We start from the raw sequence: 1,759 nt of genomic DNA, 5'->3' as shown, positions 1-1,759 counted from the left end.
AGATCCCGACCCACAACCGTCATTTGATCCGTTGGGTGGAGAAGATGGTGGATTTGTGTCAGCCTGATGGGATTCACTGGGTGGATGGATCTCAGGAGGAGTATGACCGTCTGTGCGGGGAGTTGGTCTCTGCGGGGACGTTCTTGAAGTTGAATGAGGAGCGCTGGCCTGGCTGCTTCTACGCGCGGTCTTCTGCCAGCGACGTAGCGCGTGTTGAAGACCGCACCTTCATCTGCTCCTTGTCGAAGGACAACGCCGGCCCGACCAACAACTGGAAAGACCCCTTCGTGATGCGCAAGAAGCTGAAGTCGCTTTTCCGCGGCTCGATGAAGGGCCGCACGATGTATGTTCTGCCGTACTCGATGGGCCCCATCGGATCTCCGTTCTCGCAGATCGGCGTGCAGCTGACCGACTCAGCGTATGCGGTGGTGAACATGCGCATCATGGCGCGCATCGGCAAGCCAGTCTTCGCGGAGATCGACAAGGACCTCAAGCGCGTGGTGCCGTGCATGCATAGCGTGGGCGCACCGCTTGCGCCGGGCGAGCAGGATGTACCGTGGCCGCAGAACGAGACCAAGTACATCGTTCACTTCCCGGAGACGCGCGAGATCTGGAGCTACGGCTCCGGCTACGGCGGCAACGCTCTTCTGGGCAAGAAGTGCTTCGCCCTGCGCATCGCCTCGAACATCGCGCGCGATGAAGGCTGGATGGCCGAGCACATGCTCCTCCTCGGCGTCGAGTCTCCCGAAGGCGAAAAGACCTACGTGGCCGCGGCCTTCCCCTCGGCCTGCGGCAAGACCAACTTCGCCATGCTCATCCCTCCGAAGGGCTTCGATGGCTGGAAGGTGTGGACGGTGGGCGACGACATCGCGTGGATCAAGCCTGATGCGACGGGCCATCTTCGCGCCATCAACCCTGAGTCCGGCTTCTTCGGCGTCGCACCCGGCACCAGCGCGAAGACCAACCCGAACGCGATGGCCACGCTCAAGAAGAACAGCATCTTCACCAACGTTGCGTTGATCACGAAGAACGGTGTGCCAACGGGTGACGTGTGGTGGGAAGGCATGACGGACGAGCCACCCGCCGAAGCGTTGGACTGGCAGGGCAAGCCATGGACGCCCGCGTCCTCAACACCTGCGGCACATCCCAACGGCCGCTTTACCGCGCCCGCATCGCAGTGCCCGTCGATCGACCCGGCATGGGAAGACCCCGCGGGCGTGCCCATCGCGGCCATCATCTTCGGCGGCCGCAGGGCAACGACGATGCCGCTGGTGTACCAGGCCTTCAACTGGTCCAGCGGAGTCTACGCCGGAGCGACGATGGGCTCGGAGATGACGGCCGCCGCGGCGGGCAAGCTGGGCGTGGTGCGCCGCGACCCGATGGCGATGCTTCCGTTCTGCGGCTACCACATGGGCGACTACTTCCGTCACTGGCTGCGCATGCAGAAGAAGCTGAAGCGGACGCCGAGGATCTTCCACGTGAACTGGTTCCGCAAGGATGAACAGGGCAGGTTCCTGTGGCCCGGCTTCAGCCAGAACATGCGCGTTCTGAAGTGGATCGTTGACCGTGCAACAGGCAAGGTAGGCAGCGACGAAACCCCCATCGGCTGGACCCCGCGCTACGACGACATGCACTGGGAAGGCCTGGAGTTCAGCAAAACCCAGTTCGACCAACTGCAGGAGGTCAACCACCAGGCCTGGACCGAGGAGGTCATGGGACACGAACAACTCTTCCTCCTCCTCCATGACCACCTCCCCCC

At 62.9% G+C, this 1,759-nt stretch carries 1 protein-coding gene; it reads left to right on the top strand.

The genetic code is table 11. The annotated features are described in order from the left end of the window. Positions 1–2: 2 nt before the first annotated feature. On the top strand, positions 3–1,759 hold a 1,757-nt coding region (locus OHL13_RS00010; RefSeq protein ID WP_263408063.1), incomplete at its 3' end, for a phosphoenolpyruvate carboxykinase (GTP).

It is taken from the genome of Terriglobus tenax, assembly GCF_025685395.1.
Taxonomy (GTDB): Bacteria; Acidobacteriota; Terriglobia; order Terriglobales; family Acidobacteriaceae; genus Terriglobus; species Terriglobus tenax.
This window is presented reverse-complemented; position numbering and strand designations above follow the sequence as displayed.